The organism is Kiritimatiellia bacterium (genome assembly GCA_028715905.1).
Classification (GTDB): domain Bacteria; phylum Verrucomicrobiota; class Kiritimatiellia; order JAAZAB01; family JAAZAB01; genus JAQUQV01.
This window is the reverse complement of record JAQUQV010000011.1, coordinates 1-18,432: the sequence shown is the minus strand read 5'-3', so window position 1 is coordinate 18,432 and position 18,432 is coordinate 1. Positions and strand designations below refer to the sequence as shown.

The 18,432-nt window shown below is 56.7% G+C and carries 13 protein-coding genes and 1 tRNA gene; 5 read left to right on the top strand and 9 right to left on the bottom strand.

The annotated features are described in order from the left end of the window. Position 1: 1 nt before the first annotated feature. The 3 genes from PHP98_03800 to PHP98_03790 form a co-directional block, all read right to left on the bottom strand. Entirely contained in the window at positions 2-2,194 is a 2,193-nt protein-coding gene (locus PHP98_03800; protein ID MDD5482758.1) for a hypothetical protein, read from the bottom strand. A gap of 198 nt (positions 2,195-2,392) precedes the next feature. Then, the gene (locus PHP98_03795) at positions 2,393-4,576 is read right to left on the bottom strand and encodes an ATP-dependent RecD-like DNA helicase (protein ID MDD5482757.1); all 2,184 of its coding nucleotides are present in this window, start codon (positions 4,574-4,576) and stop codon (positions 2,393-2,395) included. 79 nt (positions 4,577-4,655) lie between these two features. After that, positions 4,656-5,300: a hypothetical protein gene (locus tag PHP98_03790; GenBank protein ID MDD5482756.1), complete on the bottom strand. Its 645-nt coding sequence runs from the start codon at positions 5,298-5,300 to the stop codon at positions 4,656-4,658. A 102-nt stretch (positions 5,301-5,402) separates the two neighbouring features. On the opposite strand from PHP98_03790, the gene PHP98_03785 reads away from it, so the two are divergent. Further along, positions 5,403-5,488: transfer RNA gene (locus PHP98_03785), tRNA-Leu, on the top strand. A gap of 115 nt (positions 5,489-5,603) precedes the next feature. Further along, positions 5,604-6,260, top strand: a complete 657-nt coding sequence (gene rdgB, locus PHP98_03780; GenBank protein MDD5482755.1) for an RdgB/HAM1 family non-canonical purine NTP pyrophosphatase — start codon at positions 5,604-5,606, stop codon at positions 6,258-6,260. A 5-nt stretch (positions 6,261-6,265) separates the two neighbouring features. Here the strand turns inward: rdgB and PHP98_03775 are convergent, their stop codons facing one another. From PHP98_03775 to PHP98_03760, 4 genes are all read right to left on the bottom strand, one after another. Next, the gene (locus PHP98_03775; protein ID MDD5482754.1) at positions 6,266-7,933 is read right to left on the bottom strand and encodes a hypothetical protein; all 1,668 of its coding nucleotides are present in this window, start codon (positions 7,931-7,933) and stop codon (positions 6,266-6,268) included. A gap of 90 nt (positions 7,934-8,023) precedes the next feature. Further along, positions 8,024-8,974 carry a dihydroorotate dehydrogenase gene (locus PHP98_03770; GenBank protein MDD5482753.1) on the bottom strand — a complete coding sequence of 317 codons (951 nt, stop codon included), beginning with the start codon at positions 8,972-8,974 and terminating at the stop codon, positions 8,024-8,026. Continuing rightward, positions 8,956-9,759 (bottom strand): dihydroorotate dehydrogenase electron transfer subunit, encoded by an 804-nt coding sequence (locus tag PHP98_03765; GenBank protein ID MDD5482752.1) that lies wholly within the window; start codon positions 9,757-9,759, stop codon positions 8,956-8,958. Before PHP98_03765 ends, PHP98_03770 begins: the two co-directional genes overlap by 19 nt. Beyond that, positions 9,749-11,014: a membrane dipeptidase gene (locus PHP98_03760; protein MDD5482751.1), complete on the bottom strand. Its 1,266-nt coding sequence runs from the start codon at positions 11,012-11,014 to the stop codon at positions 9,749-9,751. The genes PHP98_03765 and PHP98_03760 overlap by 11 nt, the downstream gene beginning before the upstream one ends. Before the next feature lie 234 nt (positions 11,015-11,248). On the opposite strand from PHP98_03760, the gene PHP98_03755 reads away from it, so the two are divergent. Beyond that, a complete protein-coding gene (locus PHP98_03755; GenBank protein MDD5482750.1) occupies positions 11,249-12,061 on the top strand; it encodes an HD domain-containing protein in 813 nt (270 codons plus the stop codon). On the opposite strand, the gene PHP98_03750 is transcribed toward PHP98_03755, so the two are convergent. Beyond that, the gene (locus tag PHP98_03750) at positions 12,048-14,216 is read right to left on the bottom strand and encodes a GreA/GreB family elongation factor (GenBank protein ID MDD5482749.1); all 2,169 of its coding nucleotides are present in this window, start codon (positions 14,214-14,216) and stop codon (positions 12,048-12,050) included. The two genes, PHP98_03755 and PHP98_03750, sit on opposite strands and share 14 nt — an antisense overlap. A 79-nt stretch (positions 14,217-14,295) precedes the next feature. Between PHP98_03750 and PHP98_03745 the strand changes: the two genes are divergently transcribed. Together PHP98_03745 and PHP98_03740 are read left to right on the top strand one after the other, a co-directional pair. Then, positions 14,296-14,643: a hypothetical protein gene (locus tag PHP98_03745; GenBank protein MDD5482748.1), complete on the top strand. Its 348-nt coding sequence runs from the start codon at positions 14,296-14,298 to the stop codon at positions 14,641-14,643. Positions 14,644-14,718: 75 nt separating this feature from the next. Next, complete coding sequence (locus tag PHP98_03740) at positions 14,719-17,475, top strand: DEAD/DEAH box helicase (protein MDD5482747.1); 2,757 nt, start codon at positions 14,719-14,721, stop codon at positions 17,473-17,475. A gap of 110 nt (positions 17,476-17,585) precedes the next feature. On the opposite strand, the gene PHP98_03735 is transcribed toward PHP98_03740, so the two are convergent. Beyond that, positions 17,586-18,269 (bottom strand): DUF559 domain-containing protein, encoded by a 684-nt coding sequence (locus PHP98_03735; GenBank protein ID MDD5482746.1) that lies wholly within the window; start codon positions 18,267-18,269, stop codon positions 17,586-17,588. Between the last annotated feature and the right edge of the window lie 163 nt (positions 18,270-18,432).

Here is an 18,432-nt window from a genome sequence, read left to right as displayed (position 1 = left end):
TTTACTGCCTCTCGTTTTCTTGTTTTTTGTTTTTCCGCGCATATGCTTCCTGCAAATATGCGCAATTCAGGACTTTTTCCATGAGAGAATTGGCCGTGTAATAGTAATGATTACTGGCTTCAAACCCGATCCGCGAGTCCGCGGTCATGACGCCATGCAGGGTTTTTGCCAGCTCCATTTCCTCGGCAATGATTGCCGATATTTTCCGGCCGGCGCGGCCGCGCAAACGGACGAAGGCAGTCTGCAGGCAGACGGTCCGGAAGTGACAGTAGACCGCCGTGGTGATTCGCAGTAATTCCTCAAGTTCTTGCTTGCGCCGCGCCCCCGGCAATGTCAGGGCTTTCCGCAGCCGGCGGAACCCTTTTTCCCATCCGACGCATAATTTTTCAAACTGCTTTTCAAAAATTGCGCGCGGATAGATCGCCCGCCAGGATGTCACATCGTCATACGGAATGCCGACCATGGTTGCTTTGTAACGGGTCGGTTTTGCATGGAGCAGGTTGGCCGGTCCCATGTTCTGCGGGGCACAATAAAGCACCGCAACATGAAAGGGAAATTCGGCAAAAGCCCGGCTTAACAGTTTTTGTCCCTTGCGCACATAAGCCGCTGCCCGCGGGCCGAAGTTCTCGGCTATTTGCCCCGGGGTGCGGCGGAACAGTTCCATATTCCCGCCCGGATATCCACCCAGCGTCCAGTTGGTCATCACGCCGTTCACCCCGCATTTTTTCAGGTTCCGGAGATGTTTTTCCACGAGATCCGGGACCGGAACAAAAGGAACCGCCGAGCATTCCCAGCTGTTGTTGATCTGGATTTTGGCGATTGTTTTCAGCCCGCGCCGCCGGGCATGCGCCCACATCGCTTTCGCCCGGGCGGACGGGCCGACCTGCGAGATGGAATAATCCTTCACTGAACTTCTGATTCCACCGGCGCTTATCGGCGTGCCCCATTCGCTGGTGCACATCAATTCCACATTGTTCGGCAGAAGGTCCAGGGCCGCGTGTTCCCATTCCGTCCTCCAGGCCCAATCCCATACAATCACGCGGGCCGAAGGATTAGCGCGGTGAATCCCGCGTTCAATGACGCGGTTCACCTCGGCAATGACTTCCGGCGCCGGCCGCTTTGAACAACGCGGGCATTGCCGGACCTGGCCTTTTGAATGACAGTTGGTGGGGTTTTCCGACATGGTGATGGTAAAGACCCCGGCCAGGGCGGGCGCTTCCGTAAAAAGACGCGCGCTGGATTTTTCCAAGAACTCAAGAACAGGTTTTCTGGAAGTGCAGAAATTTGCCAGTCCCGAACGGGGATATTCCGCGCCTTTCAATTCGGGATGATGCTTAAAAAATTTTATTGGCAACGGGCGCGGTTCGTTAAGATAAAGGTAAATTCCTATGCCGTATCTGGCCGCCCGTTCGGTGAGTTTCCTCAGGCTTGCCAGCCGTTTTTCCCAGCCCGCGGAAAACTCCGGCGCAATTTTCCAGGGAATAAGACTGTAAAGGATTCCCTGCAGCCACACGCCGTTAATGCCATATCGTCGGTAACAAGCCAGCAAATCATCCGGGTAAGGATCAAGCGCCGGCTCCAGAAGCGGGTCCCCGTAAACCGCCGCATACGAATACGCCAGCCTTAAATCAAAATTATCATAACGATCCCTGCCCGGCTTTTGTCCTCCGCCCCTCTTGTGAAATTCAGCCAGGAAAGCGAATGGTTTTTCGCCGCTGTTTTCCGGAACGGAAGGAAAATGCTTTTTAATTGTCGCTTTGATTTCTCTCGTGCGCGCGGCTTCGCCGCCAGTCAGCGGCCGGTAATACACCGCCGGCGCGGCCGGCTTCAACGATCCCAGTTTGTGCCAGAGGAAATCATCCTCGCGCAATGTATAGGCCAGTCTTTCAGGAGTCCAGCCCAGCAGTTGCAGAAGCTGTTCATAGGGCAAAAGATGCCAGTTGCTGCGGATAATGGTGATATAACCGCGCTCAAGCCATTTCTTTTCAACCTCCGGCGGAACGCGCAGTCCCATTTCCCCGGCGGCAACCGTTATTTCTGTCTCCGTGGCCATTAAAACATCCGCCAGCCGTTTAACCGGCGTCATTTCCCAGTTGCGCCAGATTACCGCCTGGTGTTTCGTCGGGAAATGAGCAAATTCCAGCGGCGGCGGATTGGCGCCGACCGGCAGATCGACCATGTTTTGTCCTGACACTTTATTTCCCCTCCCTTGCTTTTTTAACATAAACGATGTTAAAGTCATTTTTTTTCTGATTTTTTTATCGGCGTTCATCAGTGTCCATCCGTGGTTGATTGTCTTGGGTTGCGGGCATAACCCGCTTTGGAACCTTTTCTGTAAACATACACACGTTTTTGCGTAGAAGTTTGAAGAAGACCGGCACTGCCGCCCTGGTCAGATTATATTTCTTCCGGACAGGCGCTGTTTAAGCCCCGTGCGGCGCGCGGCGGTATGATTGTTATGAATGGCTATGGCCGCGGCCTTCCTGGAGCCGACCAGGCAGACCAGTTTCCGCCCCCGGGTCAGGGCCGTGTACAGCAGGTTGCGCTGGAGCAGCTTGAAATGCTGGGTCGTCAGCAGGATGATCACCGCGGGATATTCGCTGCCCTGGGCCTTGTGAATGGAAGAGGCGTAGGCCAGGTTGATTTCGTCCATTTCGCTGAAATCGTAGACGACCTCCCGTCCGTCATAATCAATAATCACCTGTTGGTCCTCATGATTAACACTGCGAATCAGGCCGATATCGCCGTTGTAGACGTCTTTGTCATAATTATTGCGCATCTGCATCACCCGGTCCCCGGCGCGGTAGGTGCGTCCGAATGAAACGATCCCCTCGCCCCGCGGATTAATCGCGCCCTGTAAAACCGCGTTCAAATTGTCCGCGCCCAGTTCAAAGCGGCGCATGGGAGTCAGCACCTGAATATCGGTGCGCGGGCTCATCCTGAACCGGCGCGGAATGCGTTCCGCAACCAGTTCAAGCATCCGGGCGACAACCTGCGCCGGCTCGTTTTCCTCAATGAAATAAAAATCCCGGATAAAATCATTTTCACCGTCGCCGCCCAGTTCAAAAAATCGGCCGGAATTCACCAGGTGCGCATTGCGCACAATCAGGCTTTTCTCTGATTGGCGGAAAATTTTATCCAGCTTAATGGCCGGGAAAGCGCCGCTGTCAATCAGGTCGCGGAGCACATTGCCGGGGCCGACGCTCGGCAGTTGGTCAGCATCGCCGATCAACAGGAGGCGCGCCCGGCCCGGCAAAGCCCGCAGAAAGCAATTCATGAGCACAACGTCAATCATGGATACTTCGTCCAGAATAAAGACATCGCCTTCCAGTCGTTTGTCGGCGCCATATTCAAACCTTTCAAGGCCGGGTTGGAATTTTAACAGGCGGTGAATGGTCGTGGCCTGATGGCCCGTGGCTTCTTCCATCCTTTTGGCGGCCCGGCCGGTGGGCGCGGCCAGGCGCACCGCCATCTTTTTGGCCGAAAAAATGTCCACGAGCGCCTTGATAATCGTGGTTTTCCCGACACCCGGTCCGCCCGTTATGATGCCGACTTTCTCGTTAATGGCCATATTGAGCGCCGCGGCCTGCGCCGGCGAGAAGGAAATTTTCATCCGGCCGGCGGCCCATTCCACCGCGCTGGCCGCTTTGATGCGGCCGGCGTTTGAGACGCTGTCCTCCTGCAAACGTTTTAAATTGGAGGCGCAGCCCGTCTCGGAATAATATAAAGCGGGCATATAAATTTCCGTGTTTTCGCTGATAAGGTTGCCCGCGGCCAGTTCCAGTCCAAGCGCTTCTTCCAGCAGATTGAATCCGATCTCCAACTGTTCGCCCGTTCCGGCCAGCAATTCGTCCTTGCCGCAATAGCAATGTCCTTCCTCGGCCATGGTTTGCAACATATAAGCCAGCCCCGCCCGCGCGCGAACCACCGATTGCATCGGGATGCCCATGTTCATCGCAATTTTATCGGCCGATTTGAACCCGATCCCCCAGATATCGGCGGCAAGCCGGTACGGGTTCTGCCGGAGAACGGCGACCGCGTTATCGCCGTAAGCGTTGTAAATGCGGGTGGCCTGCGATGCGCTCACCCCGTTTGCGTGAAGAAAAATCATGATGTCGCGCACCGCTTTCTGTTCAAGCCACGATTGCCTGATCCGTTCGCGTTTTCTGCGGCCGATTCCTTCCACCGATTCCAGGCGCGCCGATTCCTCGTCAATCACCCGCAGGGTGTCCGTTCCGAATTTTTTAACCAGCCGTTCGGCCAGCATCTCCCCCACCCCCTTGATCAGACCGCTGGCCAGATATTTTTTTATCCCGGAAACGGTCCGCGGCTCAATACAGACGATTTTGTCCGCGTTAAACTGAACCCCGTGCGTTTTGTGGCGTGTCCACCGGCCGGAAACCTGCAGGCGCTCGCCCGGCCAGATGGCGGCGCTGGCGCCCACCACCGTGATTTCATCGTGTCCGGCGTCTGGTTTCAGCGAACAAACGGTGTAAGCGGTGTTCTCATCGCGGTAAATGATTCTTTGAACGGTGCCGGAAACGGTTTCGGCGTTATTGGAAGGAGGGGCATTCATTTCGCGCCGTATATTTATGAGTTGTCCTTCCGCGGGGGGGTGTCCCGGGCTAGCGGACGAAACGGCGTCCGCGCCTTGCCTACAACGAAGGGATTGGCATGCGCAAGTCAATATCTCCGCCGACAGGGGCCGCAATGAAATCAACCGGCGCGTTTTTTTCGGAAACGGCTCCCGATCCGCTTCGGATTTCACTGAGCCGCGCGCTCAATGCCTGGATTGAGTTTTGCTGGCGCCGGAGTGTTTCGCGGACGGTGGTTGACAGATTTTCCGGGCTGTTTTTCAGGAGCTCGGAAACATTTTTTATATTCCGCTCCAGCTTGGCGACTTCTTCCCGGTTTAAAGCCGGCGGAATTTCCATAACGGACTGGTCAAGCAAATTGCCCCAATTTTCCGCGGAAGGAGCGGCGGTTCCATTGCCTTTTCCGCCGGCCATCATGCGCCATGTTTGTTCCGCGAACTGGCGTTCCACCCGCAGTTGGACCAGCAGTTGCCGGGCAAACCAGATTCCCGTGCCGAGCACCGCGAACAAAAAAACCAGAAAAAAAAGACCGATCTGGAGAAATTCAACCCGCGCGCGCCGGCGTTCATTGATCAGGATTTGTTCAATAATCTGCCTGACCAGTTCCGCCCCCTGGGAGGAATTGGCGGCCGCCGGCAGCCGTTCCTCTTTTGTCAGATGCAGGATGTTTTCGCCGTCCTGGCTTTTTTTTTCGCCGTTGCTCATGTGTTGAAGGATAAGTGTATGCAGCCGATATTGAATGTCAATAAAGTTTATAACGCTTGATTTCTTTCCGCGCCGCATATATATTTTCCGGTGTTCGCAAACGCACGGGTGGCGGAATGGCAGACGCGTTAGTTTAAGGGGCTAATGCCAGCAATGGCGTGCGGGTTCGATCCCCGCCCCGTGCACCAGCCCGGCAGTTTTTTTCTTCTTGCGGCAAAAGCCAGTCCGCCGGCCCGCCGCGCAAAAGGCGGTTGCCGGTGAGAACGGCGGTCCGGCCGCCGCGCATGATTTTCAGACAAGCCTATGAAAATCCTCATTGCCAGCCGGAACAGGCACAAACTGGAGGAAATCCGGGCGATTTTCAACATGCCCGGGGTTACCCTCGTCGGCGCGGATGAAATTGAAAACCCGCCCCCGGTGGTTGAGGATGGCAACACTTTCCAGATCAACGCCGTCAAAAAAGCGGTTACCCTCGCGATGTTTTTCCGCATGTGGACCATGGCCGATGATTCGGGACTGGAAGTTGACGCGCTCGGCGGCGCCCCCGGTGTGTATTCGGCGCGTTATGCCGGTGAACCGGTTGACTATGCCGCCAACAACGCCAAGCTCCTGAATGAACTGGACGGCATTCCCGTGCGGACGGCGCGCTTCTGGTGCGTGGTCGCCCTTGCCAGCCCCTCCGGCCGCGCGCAAACCGTGGAGGCAAAATGCGAAGGACGCATCATCAACGAATTGCGGGGCAAGGAAGGATTCGGCTTTGATCCCCTCTTTGTGCCGGAAGGCTATGACCGCACCTTTGCGGAAATGTCCGCTCCGCTCAAAAACATGATTTCCCACCGGGCCGAGGCGTTCCGGATGGCCAGAGAAAAATGGGGGTTTGTGCTGGCCTCGGACGACATTGAATGGCCGCGCGTTTTATCGCCGGAACAGCGCGCCAAACAGCGCCGGGCAAACGACTAACCCGTTTATCGCACGGGGGCAAGACGGCCGGGGCCGCCAGACAATGGTTGTTTTTTTTTCCGTCCCGGCCCCAGTTCAAGGCGCACCAGCGCGCCGTTATCGTCCGTTTCCAGCCAGACCGCGCAGTTTTCCAAATTACCTATTCCTTCCAGCCAGACGCGGACCGCCTTGAGAACTCCGGCCGGGTCCCGGCCGGCCGCCGGCCGGTTGTCGGCGCGCATGGCAAGGGCGCCGGCCATGAGCGCGAAACGGATTGCCTTGCCGCCCTTGTCCGGATCAAACCAGAGAAAAGCGTTTCTTTGCCGTTCGGCGGCCTGTTGCAGCCAGCCGTTGCCAGCCGCGGCAACGGAACCGGGAACATCCGGCGTTTGAAACTTGAGAAGCAGTTTCCGCAATCCGGCGCTGTTGCTTGCCAGCAGCAGCCATCCATTGTAAACGGCAAACGCCGGGCAGTCCTCGGCCGAGAGCGAATGCAGCGCGCCGCCGGAAGTGGCTTCAATCGCGAAAAGCGGGCATCGCCCGGCCGACGGCAGGTTTGCGTTCAGAATCAGGCCGGCCCGGTATTTGCGATTGATGAAATCCAGCAAACCCGTAACCGTTGTTTTTGCCTTTTCCTCCCGAACCCCCGAGACTGCCAGCAAAAAGGTCGGCACTCTGATCCTGAAAGGATCGCGGCCGAACCGTCCGCTATAATCATCCGTAAAAATCATCAGCAAGCACGCCTCGTTCGTGCCGGAAGGCGGCGCGATAAGCGGCATGATTTCCCGCGCCCATTCCGGAGAAATTGTCCGCTTGATGCCTTCGGCCGCCAGCGCCGCGGGCAGCAAGACCGCCGCCGAGGGGGAGCAGGCGCACATTTCCGCGGCTCCCGCGCGGGCCTGATTCCGAAGCAAATAACGATCAAAGCAAAAATCCGGCTCAAACCTGACGGCGGCCGCGAGATAATCGTTTTTCAATTTCCCAAGCGACGCGGTTGCCCAAACCGATTGTTCCGGCGGGCAGCGCCGCGGCGTCATGCGCGCCCGGATTTCATCCGCCGGTGGATTTTTCAGCGTCCGGCATTGCCACTTGGAAACGATACCACCCCGGCTGTCGCAAATCCGCATTAAATGCGCTATATCGCCGCGGTCCCGGGAAAACGAGGCGATTAAGACGCCGTCGTGAAAGGCAAATGAAAGAAAATTGGGATGCCCCATGAATGGCACCGGTTCCTTTATGGTCCATAATCGGTGTCCGTCGTACACCCCCAGCGGCGCGATATCCGGCGGGCAATAAATCCAGAACAGCCAGCGCAAGAGCGTCGCCCATCCCCCGATCCACGAGGAAATCACAAGGACGGGCCGGCCGGTCCGGTTGAAATCGGGAACGTACGCCCAGCATGTTGTTTTCGCCGCCAGGCGGCCCGCAATCATCCTGTTTTGAAAAAAATTTGCCGCCGGGAAATGCGCGCTGTCCATGACCGGCTTGAGAAAAACATTTGTCTTCAATTCCGGCAGACGCGCCCCGAGTTTATGGTGCGCACCGATTAAAACCGCATCGGACGGTATCGGGCGCAGTAGCCGGAGACGGTCGGGAGGCGTCCGGAGAATAAAGAAAACAAAAAAGACGCCGAGCGACGCGATTAACATCCATACAGCCGGGCGTTGTTTGCAGGTAACCCGCATGTTCATCATGTTTTCCAAAAGGCCCAGACGGAATACCCGCTCCGGCTATTTTTTTTGCGCATGTTTCGCAATGCGGCGGCGCGCCGCATTGCGAAAACATCAGGAGAGCTGCAGGGAGCCCGTCAATTCTCGGACGCTTTTCAGTTTGCAACGGACCAGGTAAGCCTCAATCCCCTTGACAACTTTCAAGATTATGCCCGGGTCCGTGAAATTCGCCGTGCCGACCGCCACCGCCGCGGCGCCCGCAATGATAAAAGCCAATGCTTCTTTCTCCGAGGTTATTCCTCCCATCCCGACGACCGGTATTTCTACGGCCGCAGCCGCCTCCCAGACCATTTTCAAGGCGATCGGGTGGATTGCCGGCCCGCTCAAGCCGCCGGTAACGTTGGCCAGGACGGGTGCGCGCGTTTCAATGTCAATCGCCATGGCCGGGAAGGAATTGATCAGCGAAATAACGTCGGCGCCGTTTGCTTCGGCAATCCGCGCAAATTCGCCGATTCTGGTAACGTTCGGGGAAAGCTTAACGATCAGCGGCAGTTTCGTTTTCCGGCGCGTTTTGGCGACAACTTCGGCCGTCAGGCGCGGGTCGGTGCCGAAGGCGATTCCTCCGCGCTTGATGTTGGGGCATGAAATGTTGACCTCCAGCCCTTGCACGCCCCGCACCCCGTCAAAGCGCCCGGCAACCTCGGCGTATTCCTCCGCGCTCCTTCCCCAGATATTGACAATCACGGGCACTTTGTATTTTTTCAGGAAAGGCAGGTGTTTTTTCGTAAATCCGTCAAAACCTGGATTCTGCAGGCCGATGGCATTGATCAAGCCTCCGGCGGCTTCAACTATGCGCGGCGTTTCATTGCCTCTTTCGGGCCGCAAGCTTATGCCCTTGACGACGAGCGCGCCCAGTTTGTTCAAATCAACCAGGGGCGCGTATTCTTTTCCGTAGCCGAAGGTTCCGGAAGCGGCCATGACCGGATTTTTCATCGCAATTCCGGCAAGGTTGACCCGCATATCCGGTCCGTTTGTCGCGGGCGCGTCTATTTTTCTTTTTCCCATTTGCCATTCTCCCAGACTATCTGACGGCATTCAAAGACCGGCCCGTCGCGGCAGACCCGCGCCCATTTCCAGCTTTTCCCATCCTTCACTTTCTGGACGCAACCCAGACATGCCCCCACCCCGCAGCCCATGCGCCGGTCCAGCGAAAGCCATGCCTTTTGTCCGTTCTTGACGGCTATTTCGGCAACCGCCTTCAGCATTCCCATCGGGCCGCAGGCATAAAGCGCCATTTGGCGCATTTTGCTTTTTTCAGAAAGATATTCTGTGAGGATATCCGTCGCCAGTCCTTTTTGACCAGCCGCGCCGTCTTCGGTCGCAATTTTTACCTTCCAGCCGATTTTTTTGAAATCATCAGCGCAGAGAATATCGTCCGCCGTCGCGCCGCCGATAAAAATTATTCCCTTTTTGCGAGCCTGTTGCGCAAGCAGGTAAAGCGCGGCGGCGCCGTATCCGCCGGCGGCGAGCAAGGGAAAGGTTTGGGACGCCGGCAGGGGGAACCCGTTGCCGAGGGGGCCCATGATGCCGGCCCGGTCGCCCGGCCGCAGGCGGGCCAGTATTTGCGTGCCCCGTCCGACGATCTTGTAAAGTATGGCCAGGCTTTTTTTTCCGGTTTTGAATACGCTGAAAGGCCGCCGCAGGACAAGCTCGTTGCGCTCATCCACGCGCAGATGGATGAATTGTCCCGGCTTGACGCGCGGCGCCACTTTGGACGAGGCAAATTCCAAGACGCGATAATCGCCGCCGAGGCTGCGTTGTTCAATCACGCTTGCGGTTTCAGTTTGCAATGTTTTTCTCCGTATCCGGCAGGACGGCGTCAAAAACGCGCAGCATGTTGCCGCCCAGTATTTTTTGGATATCGGCGTCTGAATAACCGCGCTGAACGAGGCCGACCGTAAAGAGGGGAAAATTGCCCCATGCCAGGCTGAGAAGCTGCTCTTTCTTATTCCAATCCGGGCTGAAGAGCGGGTCGTCGGGCGGCCAGAGCGACTCAAAACTGCGCCGGCTCTTCGGATATTCGCCGGTTAATTGAGCGGACAATTCGTTGTCCGGCCTGGAAGGCGATAAGTTTTCGCAGACATCGGTGCCGATGGCGACACAATCCGGACCGAAAGTTTTCGCCATGTAATCAATATGATCAAGCAAGGCGTTGATATCCCCGTTTCTTCCCAGAAAAGCCGGCACGGCGCAGATGCCGATTACTCCGCCGCCATCCACTATCGCCCGGATAACCTCGTCCGGCTTGGAACGGATATGCCGGTTAAGGGCGGCGCAGACCGTATGGCTGGCGACGATCGGCTTGCCGGAAACCCGCGCGGCTTCCAGGCTGGTCCGCCAGCCGGAATGGGCCACGTCCACAATAATGCCGATACGGTTCATCTCCCCGATCACCCTTCGCCCGAAATCGCTCAAGCCGCCGTTGGCCGTTTCCGCGCAGCCGTCGCCGAGCATATTGCGCCGGTTATAGGTCAGGTGCATCATCCGGCATCCCAACTGGAAGAAAATCCCGATATATCTCAATTCGTCTTCAACGGAATTCCAGTCCTGAACAATCGGAATTCCGTTGCAGGTGAGACAAAGGCAGTGTTTTTGCTCCTTTTTGGCCCGGAGAACATCGGCCGGAGCAAGCGCCTTGGAAAAAGAGTCCCTCATCCGGTCGGTAACATAAATATAATGGGCCAGGCGCTTTATGAGGCGCATCGGCGACTGGCCTTCCTCGCCGGCATTGCGGAAGACACACGTTACGCCTGCGGCGTCCCACATTTTCCTGAATTCGCGCGATTGCGCGGCGTCGGCGACATAGCCGGTCATGATCGCATTCTCGCGCATATCCTGGATCTCATTGGGCGAAGCGCCGGCCCGGATAGCCGCGAGTATTTTTTCCGCTTCCATTTCATGCGTGCCGCAAGGCCCGAACCCGTAACTGTCAACCACGACCGAATGGCGGTGCAATTCCAGGCCGTGCTCCAAATCTTTTTTGGCCGGGGCAAGGATTTTTAATGCGCACTGGCGGCTCGTCTCAAAAAACGAATTGTCTTGCATGTTGTTGCAAACCTTTCATGCGCCCGGCCAATGCTTCCCCCCCCCGGCAAAACTACCGGGTGCCGCCTTCCGCGGGGCATTGCTCAAACTGTTTTTGACATGTTATGTCCCGCCCCCGATGTGTCAATGCCATTTTTTCCCATTCCCAAAAAAGAAAAGCTGGACGGCCGCCCGAATTAAGTTTATTTTCCCCTCCCGTTCATGGCGGCATGAATGAGGAAAGCCTGTGAGTTGATGAAAGCAATAGAAGCCAGACGCCTTTCAAAATGGTTTGAAGCATATCTGCGGAAGTTCGCCGGAAAAGACGGGAAATTGCCGCCGATGTTGCAGTTAAAACTGGACCACAGCCGGCGCGTGGCCGCGGACGCGGCCGCCATCGCCCGCGACTTGGGCTTTGATTCCGGAGATGCGCGCACGGCCGGAACGCTCGGTCTGCTCCACGACGTCGGACGCTTTGTCCAGTTTACCCGCCACCGGACATTCCGCGACGATCATTCCCTGGACCACGGGCGGCGCGGCGCGGAAATCCTGGCCGCAAGCGTCCCCCTGGCAACCTGTTCCGACCCGGACCGCCGCCGGCTGACGACCGGCGTCCTTTACCACAACAAAATGAATCTGCCCGCAGGACTTGCCCCGGACGTCATTGATTTTGTCAGGCTGATCCGCGACGCCGACAAGCTGGATATTTCTTTTGTCCTTTACCGCGCCTGGAAAAACGGCGACTTACTGCGCAGTCCCGATATAACCTTCCATGTCAACCTGGAAGGACCACTGAATCCCGGCGCCCTGGAGGAAATTAAACGCAGAAAGTCTGTCTCCATGAAAAATGTTAAATCGCTGCATGACTTTTTCCTGCTCCAGTTGTCCTGGGTATATGATTTTAATTTCCGTCCCTCCTACCAGCGCTTACTGCGGCGCGCGTTCATTGAAAAAATTGCCGGGGTGCTGCCGCGGACAAGGGAAATAACAAGCCTGATTGCGCTGGCAAGAAAACATGTGAAAAAACAACTGGACAGCGCAAAACCGGTTGTTTTTAACCGCCGTTGATCCACGCCATGATTTCCGGCGGAAGGGAGCGGACTGCTCCAATCACGGCGCGGACCGGCTGTTTTTCGCCGGGAATTTCAACGGAATCGCCCGCGCGCCGGCCGGTCAAAACTTCGGCCAGTTTGGAGCGGCATGAAATTATTCCGAGTTTTTCATCCGAATCCCATTCCCCGAGAATGTGATAGACTTGGCGGTTGCCGTCCGGGATTTTCAGTTCAACGGCAGTTCCCGGTCCGGCCGCCTCATGCGGAAAACCGGCGAAATCAGCGCCCCTGACCTCGGACAGCATTTGTTCCAGCTCCGCCTTCCGACGCATGAGCAGTCCCTGCATTTCCTTGGCCGCCTTGTATTCGTAATTTTCGCGCAGGTCGCCGTAACTTCTGGCCGTGCCGATTTCCATGCTGTTGCGCGGGATTTCCTCCTTGATGATTTTTTCCAGCTGAGCCTGCCGCTCGCGATAGACGCGCCAGGACGTTATTTTTTGATGGACCGCGCCGGACGGCGGCGCGCCGAAAACCGCGGCCAATTCGGGGAACAGGGGAATAATTTTTGCGGCCACCCTGGTTTTATCGGCGCCGGTCAGGCCGGAGATGGATTTAAACCGCTGGACGTAATCAAGGCGCGCGGCCGCCGCCAGGGACTGGAGCATTTTTTTTGCAAGCGCCTGGTCTGTAAAAATATTGCGCAATAACTGTCCGGTCTCTTTCCTTTTCCCCGCGGCGGCCGCCTGCTGCAGGGCGTCCAGGGCAATTCGGGCGAAAACTTCCGGCTGGCAGACATGCGCGCCGCCGTCCTCCTGAAGATCGCGTCCCATCCACAGGACCATATCAACGCCGGTTTTGCCTTCCCGGATAAAAACGCGCAATTTTTCATATGCCTGTTCCTGCCGGTTATGCTGGCGGAAATGGAGCACAACCTCGCCCAGCGCGGAAACCGGCAGGCACGGCATGATTTGCAGGAGTGTTTCCGCCGCCGCCGGCGAATTTTCGCGGAGATATTCAAGGAACGGCCGGATAAGCCGGACGGGAAGGGAAGAAAGCGCGGAAGCGAGAAATTCCCGCCCGCTGTAAAGAGCGCTGTGGAAAGCGTCGTCATCAAGGCCGGCGGCCGCGGCAAATAAAAGCGCCCGGACAACGAGGTCGCGCCGGTCCGCCGCCGCTCCCCGGATAACGTATTTCAAGCGGTCCGCCGCCGCCTCTTTCATTTCCTTGTCCAGACTGTGCGGCGGAATTTTCCGGCCAAGAATATCCAACTCCTCCAGTATGCGATCTCCGTCGCGCAGGGCCAGGAAATCGCGGAGCCAGCAATTATCAAATTCTTTTGTTTCAACCATAATTTTCAACGGGCCATTGCGGCCGGCCGGCATCCGGATCAGCGGATCGCGCGCGAGTTCCGCGCGGGCCGCAGCCCAGAACGAGCTCCATTCATTTTCGGAGATAATCAGGCTGGTTGTCAAAACGCGCAATTGCGGCAAATTCATTTCGCCGAATTCAGCGATCACGGCTTTTACCGCCGCCGCCGGATTGTTTTTCACCCACTGGGCAAAATTTGCGGGATCGCGCAGCTTGCGCGCCAGGAAATGATCCTCCTCCAGCGGCCGGACCGATTCCGCCGCGTAGCCGAACGCGAGGCGATGGGCGCGCTTGTTTTCAAAATCTATCACCAGTTTGCGGTCAAATTCATCTATTCCGGAAATAATTCCCAGCCCCCATGTTTTTTCGTAACAGCATTTCCCGGGCAGTAATTTGCGCAGGACGCGCAAGCGGCGCAGCGCCTCCTTGGGTTCTTTTCCGGAAAAAAAACCGCTTTCCTCAAGAAAGGCCGGCATAAAACTTTGTCCGCGGAACGTTTCCTTCAAAACTGCGGCGCAGGCGGAAGCGTATGCATCGGGATCCGTCTGCCAGGCGGCGCGTTCTGCAAGCAGGAGGATCAGTTCATCCCCGGCCTGGATTTTCATGAGCGCATCCTCCAGCAGCTCCGCGCAAGCCTCGGCTTTGTCCGTCTGATTTTTTCCGGCAAAACGGAGGATTGCTTCCAGTAATTGACGAAAGCAATTTTTCGTTTCCGGCAGACGGTTAAGAAACCATTCCTCCAGGGCGGTGTCCGGCAGATTCTGCGGTGAAACCGCCGTTGTCATGTTCACGTCATTTTTCATGCGCGGCATTATGACAGGCCGGGCGGCATTTGCAAGTTTCAATCACCGTGTCCGCGGGGGGAGGCGAAATTTGTATTAGGTGAAGCAAGCCGTTGATCGGCGACTTACGGAAGATGAACAGGAGCCGGTCCAAGGATTATCCAGCCACATTGAGGTATCACCCAGCAGCGCGGTGGTTACTTATTCCTGGGGCGATTTTAAGCACGATCCCGAAGATGTGCTTGTCCGATATTTTGACGCGCACCTGTATCTGGCAAACTGGGGCAGCCACAAAAACATTCATTACCGTTCATTACATTGTTCTATACATTCTCTACTTCTGATGCTCGATTTTGACGCACCAAGATGCAAGCTTTTCTACTGCCATTTGATGAAAGCTGAAAAAGCTTTATTTTCACACTTAAAGCCGTATATTACTATTTTATGAAACAACGGATACTGCCCGATATTTCTATCCGAAAACATCAAGATTGAAAGTTAAGCCAACACGTTCATTGCCCACATGAAAACCAGAAACACACAGACCGGCCGCGAAATCCAGCCGCCCAACACCCACAACTGGCACACCACGGACCAGGATGAAATCAACCGGCGAAAATGGCGGGCACGACACGAATCGTTCCGCATCCGGGCAGTGGAAAAATTCCATCCTGTATTTTCAAACTTTCACGTAACTTCGCTTAGCGGTATGGACTATCAGGTCGAAATCCGCGACTTGCGCCGGCGGCAATTCTCATGCAATTGCGTGGATTTCAGCATCAACGGCCTGGCTACTTGCAAGCACGTGGAAGCGGTTCTTAATCACCTGAAAGCAGTCGCGCCGCGGGTTTTCCGTCAGGCTCTCTGTAATAGTTCCGGACGCATGGATATAGTGCCGGACATGGAGCGCCGCTCGATTCGGGTGGAACGCAATCTTGACAAACTGCCGCGCAAGTTGCGCCGTTATTTCGATTCCGAAGGACGTTGCGCGCCGGAGGATATGCACGAGGCGCTGGCCGCCTTGCATAAGGCGGACGGCCTCATGCGCGTGTCGCAAGACGTGGCGTCCTGGTTGCAAACCCTCGAACGCCTGGAGGAACGAAAACGGTTGCGGCGGGATTATGAGCAAAAAATCCTGTCAGGCGAATATCCTCAGCACGAAACCAAATTGCCGCTTTTTCCCTACCAACGCGAGGGCATGCTGCACCTGGCATTCACCGAACGGGCCCTGCTGGCCGATGAAATGGGACTGGGTAAAACCATCCAGGCCATTGCCGCTTGCGCCTTGCTCCGGCGTATCGGCAAAGCGCAGCGCGTGCTGGTGGTCACGCCCGCCTCGCTGAAAACCGAATGGGAGGACCAGATCCAACGCTTCGCCGACCTGCCGCTCCAGATCGTCTTCGGCAGCCGCCATGCCCGGCTTGAAAATTATGCCCGGCCGCCGTTCTTCACCATCGTCAACTACGAACAAATCGTGCGCGATGTGATGGATGTCAACGCGCGGCTTAAACCAGATATCGTCATCCTGGACGAGGCGCAGCGCATAAAAAACTGGGATACCAAGACAGCTCAGGCCGTGAAACGCCTCAAGAGCCGCTATGCCTTTGTGCTGACCGGCACTCCTCTCGAAAATCGGATTGACGAAATCTATTCCATCACGAGTTTTCTTGACCCGTCCATACTGGGTCCGCTCTTCCGCTTTAACCGCGATTTTTACCGGTTCGACGAACGCGGCCGGCCCGAGGAGTATCAGAATCTGGACAAGCTTCATCAACGCATCAGGCCGGTTATGTTGCGGCGCCGCAAAGCGGACGTGGAGACCGAACTGCCAGGCCGCACAGACCAGCATTATTTCGTGCCGATGAGCGCCGGCCAGCAGTCGGCCTATACCGATCATGAAGCGCGGGTAGCCCGGCTAATCAGCACTGCCAAACGCCGTCCGCTCACCCGGCAGGAGCAGGATAAACTCATGCGCGAATTGGCCATGATGCGCATGATATGCGATACGAATTATATTCTTGACCCCAATGACCGCGTTTGCCCGAAACTGGCGGAACTGGACAAGCTTTTTGACTCCTGCCTGGCCGAAACCGACGCCAAAATCATCGTGTTTTCGGAATGGGAAAGGATGCTGGAACTGGTCCGGGATTTATGCAAACGGGAGAAGATCGGTTATGCCTGGCACACCGGCTCGGTTCCCCAGCGCCGCCGGCGGGCTGAAATCATGACCTTCAAAAGCGATCCGGCCTGCCGCGTTTTTTTGAGCACTGATTCAGGCGGCGTAGGACTCAACCTGCAAAATGCCTCTGTGGTGGTCAATTGCGATCTGCCCTGGAACCCCGCCAAGCTGGAACAGCGCATCGGCCGCGCCTGGCGTAAATTCCAGACCAAATCCGTCACGGTCGTCAACCTGGTCGCCGAAAAAACCATTGAAAGCCGCATGCTTGAAACCCTGGCCGCGAAAAAAGGCCTGGCCGACGGCGTGCTGGACGGCCGGGGCGATTTTGCCGAAATCAAGCTAAAAGGCGGCCGCCAGGCCTTCCTGCAGCGTCTGCAGCAAATCATGACCGCACCGGTCCCGCTTTCGGTTGAAAAACCGCACATTGCCGCATTGCCGGCTGACCGCGCCCTCGGTTTTTCCGAACGCGCGGCCGCCTTGCTGCAGCAGCGGCTTGTGGCGTGCGAGGAACAGTTCCCGGCGGAAGGCGCTCATTCGGTGATGATGGTGGTCGTGGACCGCGACGCCGAATCGTGGCGCGAGCAACTCGGCGCCTTGCATGCCGAATGGTTCGGCAAAGACAAAACCGATCCTCTGGCGCCTGTACGTCTGCAAGTGATTGACCGTGCCGCTGCCGAAGCCTTAAAACAAATGGCCGAACTTGGATTAATTGCAACCGCAGTGCGCGCCACGCGCCACCTCTTTCCCGTGGAGGCGGAGCATGCCAGGCCGCTTACACCGGAAGAACAGCGCATCATTAGCGATCTCCGTAAAAATGCGGCGCGCAAACTCAAGGCGGCGCGCGCTCTGGCCCAGGCGGAATTGGCCGACGAGGCGCATATTCCGCTGGCCGAGGCAGTGTGTCTTGTAGCCAAGGCAAAGGCCGCGGAAAAACGCTGGGAGGAGCCAAAAACCATTGCGGAGGCATTGACCGGTCCGCTGGCGCACGTCTGGGGCGCGTCGCATCCGGAACTCATGGTTTTGGCCGAAGGCCGTCCGCCCGCCACCCTGCCCATGTTGTGCGACAAGCTGGAATCACTGGTTGCAGATGATGGAAGATGAGCCTTATTAAACAGCCATGATACCGGCCATGACTGTAAATGGCAGAATACGCGCTTTGTATTCGGCGATTTCGTAAGCGCGATGTGTTTCGTTCCCGCCCGCCAGCAAACTCAAAGCCAGGGTGGTTTTACCGACCTGCCGCGGTCCGCCGAGAAATACCATTTTCTCGCCAAGATCTTCAATTCTGCCTGATGCACCAGGATGCGCAGGATGGCGTCGAGGACCGCATCCAGATGCCGGCCGACATCCTCAGCCAGAAACCGCAGGACAAAATAGCCGTTTTCCTGCAGCAGAGCGTCCTTGCGCCGGTCACGGCGATAGGCTTCGGCATCCGAAAGATGCTGGGGGCCGTCGAGTTCTATCGCAACACGCTTTTCCGCGAAAAGCAAATCCACCTCCATGCGTCCGTGTCCATCAAAAGGAATCGGCAAATCGGCATTGAGGCGGAACTTCCCCTGCGTTGCGGGCAACGTTTCCAGCCGCCGATACAGGAATGCCTCCGTGGCGCTCCGCGCCCGATCCGCGCCTTCGGCGTCGCGTTGAAACGCGCGGGTCGCATGCACAAACAGGTTGCCGAGATGCGAATCCACTCCATCGCGGATCAAACGTTGAACGCTGGCGGCGTAATCTCTTTTCCATTCCGGCTCAATTGGCAAGGGCGCTTCCGCCGGCCACCCGGGCACGGCACTGGCCGGCAACAGAATGGAGTATCCAATCGCTTCGTATCCCACATGCGTATTCCGGTTGATTCCGGCCACCGATTCTGATTCAAACCGGCCACCTATTCCGGTCAAATCGGCCACCCCCCCTTGGGTAATGGGCGGAGGTTGAAAAAAAGAGATAGCGGCGCTGGATAACAAAAGCCATAAAGGTTTCCGAAAGGAGGCCAAAAAATGGCAAGAGAAAGGTTATCCATGCGAAAAATCACGGAGGTATTGCGATTAAATCAGGAGGGGA

Coding starts and splice junctions, on each gene's coding strand:
- PHP98_03795 (MDD5482757.1), bottom strand. CDS start 4,576: ATGAATGCCCCTCCTTCCAATAACGCCGAAACCGTTTCCGGCACCGTT.
- PHP98_03790 (MDD5482756.1), bottom strand. CDS start 5,300: ATGAGCAACGGCGAAAAAAAAAGCCAGGACGGCGAAAACATCCTGCAT.
- rdgB (MDD5482755.1), top strand. CDS start 5,604: ATGAAAATCCTCATTGCCAGCCGGAACAGGCACAAACTGGAGGAAATC.
- PHP98_03775 (MDD5482754.1), bottom strand. CDS start 7,933: ATGATGAACATGCGGGTTACCTGCAAACAACGCCCGGCTGTATGGATG.
- PHP98_03770 (MDD5482753.1), bottom strand. CDS start 8,974: ATGGGAAAAAGAAAAATAGACGCGCCCGCGACAAACGGACCGGATATG.
- PHP98_03760 (MDD5482751.1), bottom strand. CDS start 11,014: ATGCAAGACAATTCGTTTTTTGAGACGAGCCGCCAGTGCGCATTAAAA.
- PHP98_03755 (MDD5482750.1), top strand. CDS start 11,249: ATGAAAGCAATAGAAGCCAGACGCCTTTCAAAATGGTTTGAAGCATAT.
- PHP98_03750 (MDD5482749.1), bottom strand. CDS start 14,216: ATGAAAAATGACGTGAACATGACAACGGCGGTTTCACCGCAGAATCTG.
- PHP98_03740 (MDD5482747.1), top strand. CDS start 14,719: ATGAAAACCAGAAACACACAGACCGGCCGCGAAATCCAGCCGCCCAAC.